Annotated in this window: 4 protein-coding genes; 3 read left to right on the top strand and 1 reads right to left on the bottom strand. The window is 54.1% G+C overall.

Features of this window, described 5'->3' with window-relative positions; all coding sequences use genetic code 11:
- Positions 1–239 precede the first annotated feature (239 nt).
- Complete coding sequence (locus B4U49_RS02235) at positions 240–1,229, top strand: NADP-dependent oxidoreductase (protein ID WP_078082955.1); 990 nt, start codon at positions 240–242, stop codon at positions 1,227–1,229.
- Between the two features lie 212 nt (positions 1,230–1,441).
- Here B4U49_RS02235 and B4U49_RS02230 read toward each other — a convergent pair whose 3' ends face one another.
- Positions 1,442–2,254 carry a hypothetical protein gene (locus B4U49_RS02230; RefSeq protein ID WP_078082954.1) on the bottom strand — a complete coding sequence of 271 codons (813 nt, stop codon included), beginning with the start codon at positions 2,252–2,254 and terminating at the stop codon, positions 1,442–1,444.
- 591 nt (positions 2,255–2,845) lie between these two features.
- Here B4U49_RS02230 and B4U49_RS02225 point away from each other — a divergent pair.
- Both B4U49_RS02225 and B4U49_RS02220 read left to right on the top strand, forming a co-directional pair.
- Positions 2,846–6,622 carry a S8 family serine peptidase gene (locus tag B4U49_RS02225; protein ID WP_078082953.1) on the top strand — a complete coding sequence of 1,259 codons (3,777 nt, stop codon included), beginning with the start codon at positions 2,846–2,848 and terminating at the stop codon, positions 6,620–6,622.
- 338 nt (positions 6,623–6,960) lie between these two features.
- Entirely contained in the window at positions 6,961–7,623 is a 663-nt protein-coding gene (locus B4U49_RS02220; RefSeq protein WP_078082952.1) for a hypothetical protein, read from the top strand.
- The last annotated feature ends 317 nt before the right edge of the window (positions 7,624–7,940 follow it).

Raw genomic sequence — 7,940 nt, 5'->3', positions numbered from 1 at the left:
TCTCACAACCCGCTTCTCACAACTCACTTCTCACAACTCACTTCTCGGCAGTCCCGACCAGCGTGTAGTCTGACGTTAAAAGACAAATACTTTTCGTGATTTGACAAGTTCTTGCCTCCTCTTTGTAGCGACAATATGGCAACGCACTAAATCTGCAATATCTGCGACAGAGCCGTGGTGCCGTAAGCTCGCCGTTTGCCCATTGCTATGGCAAAAACGCAGTAACAAAAGAGAGACCCATGAGCTATCAAGCGATTCAACTGAGCAAACGCCCGAGCGGCGATCTGACTCCGGATATTTTCGAAACCGTCGAGCTGGAAACCCCTGTGCTTAAAGAGGGCCAGTTTCTGGTTAAGCAGACCTATATGTCCCTCGACCCGGCCATGCGGACCTGGCTGAATCCGCGTGAGGACAGCTACATGCCGCCAGTGCAGATCGGCGAAGTGATGCGTTCCTACGGCGTGGGTGAGGTGGTCGAGTCGCGTAACCCGGATTACCCGAAGGGTGTTCGGGTAATCGGCACCACTGGATGGGCGGAATATGTGCTCGGCAATGATGAAATGCAGGTAATAGATCCCTCCCTTGATCCGGAAGCACTGTTATCCGTTTTTTATGTCACTGGCCTGACGGCCTATGTGGGCCTGATCAGCATCGGCCGGCCGCAAGCGGGAGAGACGATTCTTATCAGCGGCGCCGCCGGTTCTGTGGGTTCACTTGCCGGTCAGATAGCCAAGGCCGAAGGTCTGCGGGTTGTGGGCACTGCCGGCAGCGATGAAAAATGTCGCTGGCTGGAAGATGAGCTGGGATTCGACAAGGCGATCAACTACAAGTCAGACGATCTCGCCGCGCAACTGGACGATGCCTGCCCCAACGGTATCGACCTGTTTTTTGAAAATACCGGCGGCCCGATTCAGCAGCTGGCCTACGATCGTATGAACCGTTTTGGCCGTATTCTGGTGTGCGGCATGATCGCCGAGTACAACCTCGAAAAACCGGCGCCTGGCCCGAACTGGATGGACATCAACCTGAAAGGTCTGCGTATAGAAGGCTTTGTGTTACCAGATCACCTGGAAAAAGCGCAAGAAGCCACCGACGCGCTGACGCGCTATGTGCAGAACGGCCACATTCGCTTCCGCACTCATGTCATCGACGGTCTCGAAAGTGCGATCGAGGGAATCAACTTGCTGTTCAGCGGCGAAAACCAGGGCAAGTTGCTGGTCAAGCTCTGACAGCCGCCTGCCGCGCTTCAAAATAGCTTGCGGCAAAAAGGTCGTAGATAAGTGCTTCACTGAAGCTCAGCCGAAGCTCGTGGCTAGTGGGAACCTTGGATGCTTAGGAGTCGAGAGTGAATCTATTTCTGGTTTTGTAGGTGTTTTAATTTTAACCTGGCGACTGCGGAACCGTCGCCAGGGTCAATGCCGGCTTCTGGCGGTTGAAAAATTTATGGGGAATAGAGTTCCACATCGATAAAACCGTCGTCCTGTGCACTGTAACTATCTTGTTGCAAAGGGAATTCCCATTCAAAGCTCGAATATCTTGGCTGGGATAAATTAAGACGGTCGGGACCAGCTCCGGATGTAATGTCACTTATCGCCAGATTCGGCGGCAACTCATCCCCGGTAAATGGGTCAAAACCACCCAAGACGATTTCATCTCCAATGATGTAGCTGCCTGCACTGCGGTTGGAAGTAAAGTTGAAACGTTCCGAATTTTCAAGCCACACTATGACCCCATCCGTCCGTGGAGGAGATACCGCTACCGTGGTGTTTTTGGTTTCCCCGGTAAATGCCAGAATATCGGTACAGACGCCTGTAGAGCATGGCGTAAAACTCGTTGGGTACTGGTATACCGTGAGTCTGTCTCCCCCATCGGAATCGAGGATTTGATTGCCGTTGTCATCCGATAATACGGCAATATCAATATCTACATCGCTGTTGTAAGGGCCGTCACCAGGGTTTACATCAACAAACGCCCGCGCAAAAACTTTTCTTTCGACAACGTTGCAGTTCTCGTCAACGCCGATGCCACTGGCATCCGTGTAGTCGGGATAGATATCGCCGTGATTCTCCAGATGCTTGTCCAGCGGAACACCACCGGGAATCGCAATCTTGGTATAGACATTGGCGACTGTATTCCAGTGGCAGATTTCCACTGTGGGTACTCTGGCGGCATTGGCCACGGTGATACCGAGCAGACCGCATGCAAGCGCCGCAGCGCTCCCGATTGCTGATTTGCTTGAATTGCTGATCTTCATCCTTTTTGATCCCTTGAGTTGGTTTGTACGGTTTGCAGTCAATCGAATGAGGGCGATTGATGGACGTATGGAGTAAAGATCAGCGAATGGGATGAGTAGGGGAATGCGCGCCTAAAGTTTGATTGCATGCCTTTTCGCGGTACCAGTGGAGATGCTACAGGCCGGGTGGTGAGGGGGAATGCAGTTTGTATTTTTTTTTCATTTTTCCTCCACTATTCAATTCTCACTCTCCACAAAAGAAATTCTTCCCAAGTTTCACGCAGACTGATAATCCAGTTTTTATCGGTGAATCTGTGCCGTCTATCTCATTTAAATTTCCGACTACTTCTTCAGCTATTTTTTGCAACGCTGCGTTACACACCGTTACAAAGCGCTGGGTGAGGTTGTGACCTGCCGCGGCGTCTTATTTGTAGCAGCCTGTAACACTGCTCTCCGTTGGCAACAAGACAGAAACGGAAGACAGTCTGTCGCTCCTAATAAATATTTTGCGAGCTCTATATTTCTCGCAGCGCCATCTGCAACGACCGGTTATGCCGGGGTTTGACAGGGCGATCGATGAGAATAATGAATCGAAAATTTCAGGTATAAATAATGAATAAGTTTGGCAGAGTGAGCCGTTTGGCCGCGGCTATTTGCGCTCTTTCGGGAGGGCTGGTTGCAGCTCCCGCGCTATCTCAAGACCTCACCCAGGAGTTTGGTGAGGAAATTAATTCCGGTGAACTGATGTTTACCCTGATCACCGGTGACAAGGTTTCTGCCGTCGTAAAAAATGACGGTGCTCTGGCAGGTATCCGCCTGCTGGGTGAAGAGGGTGGCGAAGTGGTCACCAGTATCTTCAAGCGCGGCAATGACACCTATGTGGTGCCACCCAAAGCGCAAAAGCTGGTAGACGCGAAAGCCGTGGATATGGAGCTGTTCAATATCAGCAAGCTGTATCTGGCAGGCTACGACGACAAATCCACGGCTAAATTGCCGGTGATCGTCGAGTACATCGATGGCACCCTGGCCGGCGCCGCCGTGCCGCAGGCGCTCAATGGCATGTCCCTGACCGGTGAGATCGAGATTATCGACAGCGCCGCTTTCGGTATCGATAAAACCCAGGCTGCAGAACTGTGGACACAATTGACCGCAGACAACAGTGTGGAAGGTGTGTGGCTGGATGCGTTTTTACACGCACACAAGGTTTCCGCTTCTGAAACCCTGACACCCACTGTACCCCTGACCGGTGCCCACGACCCTCATGCCGCGAACTTCACCGGTGAAGGCGTGACCGTGGCGGTACTGGATACCGGTTATGACGTCGAGCATGCGGATCTCGCCGGTCGCGTTATCGCCTCTGCGGACTTCACTTATTCCCGTAACGGCGTGGACGACCTGAATGGTCACGGCACCCACGTTGCCACCACCATTGCCGGTACCGGTGTCGAGTCCGATGGTCTTTGGGCGGGTATGGCACCGGAGACGAATCTGGTGATCGGCAAGGTGCTGGGCAACACCGGCGGTGGTTCCACTTACGGCATCCTGAACGGCATGATCTGGGCTGTAGAACAGGGTGCTGACATCGTCAGCATGTCTCTGGGCGGCAGTGCCACTTCCTGTGGCGGGCCGATGGTCGACCTGGTGGAAGCGCTCAGCGACGAAGCCCTGTTTGTGATCTCAGCCGGTAACAGCTTCACCCGCGAGACCGTTGGCTCTCCCGGCTGCGCCCCCAGCGCTCTGACCGTGGGTGCGGTAGACCGCAACAATGAAACCGCGGTCTTCTCTTCCCGTGGTCCGTCCCCGGATGGTCACTCTTCCAAACCGGATATTACTTCCCAAGGCGTTGCGGTGGTTGCCGCGGCTTCCGGCGGTTTTGGTGACACTGCCTACACCGCGCTTTCCGGCACCTCCATGTCCGCACCCCACGTATCCGGTGGCGCGGCGCTGCTGAAACAGGCGCGCCCGGAACTTTCCCCGCGCGAGCTGAAAAAGGTTCTGACTTCTTCTGTCACCCCGACTGATGCCCATGTGCTGGAGCAGGGCGCTGGCCCGATGGACGTCAACCAGGCCATGGTCCAGAACGTTGTGGCCAACCCGAACCCGGAACTGGGCTTTTTCACCGGCGGCCATTACGAGTACACCGAAGCCTCGGTCACCCTGGAAAACCTTTCCGGCGAAGACAAAACCTTCAAACTGAAGCTGGATATTGTCGGTGAAGACGATTCCGTAGAATTGCCGTCAACCCTGGCGGGCCTCGGCCTCAAATCCGTTACCGTACCGGCCAACGGCAGTGTCGACGTCCCGGTGTGGATTGATCCTACCGTTGGCCTGCGCAGCGGTGCCTACGGCGCGATCACCGGTCGCATCGAAGGTACTGTCGTTGGTAATACAGACGAACGCCTTACCGTGCCGGTTTCATTCTGGATTGACCAGCCGCAAGTCGAGCTGAGCTTCTCCGTTACCGACAATCGCGGCAAGCCCGCGCAGTCCCCGTCCAAAATCTACGTGATGAACGACGAGGATGACTGGGGTCATTACCTGGCGGTGAATAATGGTGTCGCGAGCCTTGATGTGCCGGAAGGTGATTACACCATCGTGGCCAATATCATGACCTACGATAACGACAGCGCCTTCGGCGGGCTGGTGGAATCTGCAGCCCAGATGGCAGTGTTGCGCCGCAATGTATCCGGCGACTCTACCATCGAATTCGATGCGCGCAATGCGGAAAAGGTCGAGTTCAAGGCGGGCAAGCCGCTGGCGCCCCAGGGCTATTCCTTCGGCTTTACCTATGCGCTGGATGATGCCAAGTCTGCGAAGCTGGCGGCGATGGAGCTGGCCCCGGATTACGTGAAGAACTTCTACGCCTGGTCCCAGGGCCATGACGATCGCTTCCGTTCGTTTGTGACTACCCGCGCAATTGCGCCGGAAGCAGAAGTCACCCTGGAAAATGGTGAAGTACTGGATTACACCAATCAGGGGCTGGCGCTGAGCTTTCATGGCGAAGGCAGTGCCGAGATGGTTGCAGTAGGCGATGCCGGCTATAGCACCGACTGGGAACAGTTCGACCTGGAAGGCAAAATCGCGCTGATTTCCAACCCCTATTACCTGACTTCCTATATGGTCGGCAACGCCATGAAGCACGGCGCCATCGGTGTGATTGCCTATCGCCCGGGTACCAGTGGTCGCTACAAGGGCGTTATTACCGGAACGCCGAAAGTGCCGGTCATTGCCGTTAGCGGCGAACAGGGTGAGCGTATCGCTGCCGAGGTAGAAGCGGGCAATAACGTGGTCAGCTGGAGTGGTATCGCGGCAGAGCGCAGTCCCTACGCTTACTCCATCAATCACATCACCGATGGCCATATCGACAGCGGTCTGGTGCAGGTCCACGAGAAGGATATGTACAAAATCACCGCGCGCTACCATGCACAGGATGGCGATCGCCCGGCCTGGACCGATGTGATGGCTATGACCAACAGCACCGGCGAGTTCTACTCTACCGGTAGCCCGCAGATGGTCATGACCCCGGTGGAGCGCGAAGAGTACTACACAGCGACCCCCAAGAACGCCTGGACCAACATCGTGATGCCTGATCATCAGCTGCGCAACAATGGCGGTTACTTCGATGGTCCGCGGGTGATGACTGCCGGTGAAGAGGAAACCACCTGGTTCAAGGGCCCGCGTGGCGGCACCCAGATGAGCAGCGGATCCTCCCTTGCTCTGCGTACCACCAATGCCGTGCAGTTCAGTATCCCGTCTTTCGGTGATGCATCCGGCCACGATGGCAGCGGTGGCTACAATAGCCGCACCGCTTACGGTATCACTGTTGATGGTCAAACCCAGTACCTGGATGGCGGCATGCTAACCGTGCCTCACGGCAACAGCGAAATCACTCTGGAGATTCGCTCCTACGCGAGAGGTGTGGGCGATCGTTCTCCTATTGGTGACCACCTCGGTTCTCTGTACCAGGGTATTTACACCTTTAATACCGATGCCTCGAAACAGGGCCCACAGCGGGTACTGGTTCCGGTCATCGACTTGCCGCTCAGCATCGTGAATACCGCCAATGCGGGTGAACCGATGCAGGTCAAACTGTCCGGTGTGATGGATGGCCTAGGTGAAGTCGACCTGTCTTCCGTATCTCTCCAATACGGTTACGGCCAGGAATGTGCTATGGAAAACATTTCTGCATTCATGTACTGCCCGGTTTCCAACAAATTCTCGCCCAGCAACTGGGTGGATGCTGAAGTGAAACAGGTAGACGGAGAGTGGATCGCCACAATCCCGAATGACGGCGAGACGGGTGACTATGTGCACCTGCGCGTTGAAATGACTGGCTCGCAGGGCAGCCATACTCAGCAGATCACCATGCGTAACTATCTGCTGCTGTAAGCGTTAAATTAATTTCATTTGGTCCTGTCTTTGGCCGCTGATGTTTACGCATCAGCGGCTTTTTTATGTATGGCCCCAGGAAGGGTTGTATATACCTCCGAATTCTATTCGGATGAGAAATTTATGCTGAGTTTTGGGTAAAAGATGGAAAAGTGTATTATTGCGTCACTTGGCCAGCGCTAGCCGTAGACCTTTGCACATCTGATGGCAGCTTCGATTATTTCGAAAAGCTTCTGGTTTGCCGTGCGTGCCAGGTTGATATGCGATGTTTGTAAAAAATGAACAATAAACTCAAATAAAAATTACCAACAACCCACTCAAATTACTGGGGAAATAATATGTTAAAAAAACTCTTTATCCTGAGCTTGGCGCTTGCTGCTGTTGGCTGTGCTGGTGTGAAAACAGTGCCTTTGTCCGAAGAGTCTATCCCGATGATAGAAGGGAGAGCCATCAGTGGATCTTTCTCCAGTGAAAAGCCCGGCTTTGCAGCGATGACAGCTGGTAAAGGTGCATTTGGTGCACTTGGTGCCGTCGCCATGATTTCTGCGGGCAATAAGTTGGTTGCCGAAAATAATGTGGAAGACCCAGCCGGCTATATCTATGACTCTCTGGCTACAGAGCTGGCCAAGGAATACTCGCTGCGTCTTCTTGAAGATACCAGAATTGAAACCTCTGGCGCCAAGCTGGACGATCTCACTGCGCAAGTAAGTGATGCCAGATTACTGCTGGATGTACGCACCACAAATTGGAACTTTGTTTACTTCCCGACCACTTGGAATAAGTACAAAGTCGGCTACAGCGCTGTTTTACGGCTGGTCGATACTTCCACCAAGGAAGTGCTCGCCGAATCTATGTGCAGCAAATTTAGCCATGAGGATAGCGAGACGGCGCCCACCTATGACGAGCTGGTAGGGAATCAGGCGGCTCGATTGAAGCAGGAATTACACGCGGCTGCGGATTATTGTATCGGTGAATTCAAGGCCAATACGCTGCGGCTTTGATCTGTATTGTGATCGTATAAACCGATTGTGGTTTCGTCGATTTCTAGAGGGTAGGCTGGAATCAGATTCGCCAGCCTAACCTCTTTCTTAGGAAGAGGTCACCCGAGAGGATTAGCTTCGCCCTGCGGGCTCGCTGCTCTCCGGCGCTTTGCGCCTGCGAGTCGAACCTGGGAGTTGGGCGAAGCCCGAGGGCTTGGGACGATATATAAAAAAGGCCACCCGTTGGGTGGCCTTTTTTATATATGGCCCGCCCGAGAGGATTCGAACCTCTGACCTTCGCCTCCGGAGGGCGACGCTCTATCCAGCTGAGCTACGGG

This window comes from Microbulbifer mangrovi (genome assembly GCF_002009015.1).
GTDB lineage: Bacteria > Pseudomonadota > Gammaproteobacteria > Pseudomonadales > Cellvibrionaceae > Microbulbifer > Microbulbifer mangrovi.
Note: the sequence above shows the minus strand (reverse complement) of the source record. Positions and strands in the feature narration are given on the sequence as shown.

Bases quoted from the DNA above. Each gene is read 5' to 3' on its own strand.
- B4U49_RS02225 (WP_078082953.1), top strand. From the start codon at position 2,846: ATGAATAAGTTTGGCAGAGTGAGCCGTTTGGCCGCGGCTATTTGCGCT.
- B4U49_RS02230 (WP_078082954.1), bottom strand. From the start codon at position 2,254: ATGAAGATCAGCAATTCAAGCAAATCAGCAATCGGGAGCGCTGCGGCG.
- B4U49_RS02220 (WP_078082952.1), top strand. From the start codon at position 6,961: ATGTTAAAAAAACTCTTTATCCTGAGCTTGGCGCTTGCTGCTGTTGGC.
- B4U49_RS02235 (WP_078082955.1), top strand. From the start codon at position 240: ATGAGCTATCAAGCGATTCAACTGAGCAAACGCCCGAGCGGCGATCTG.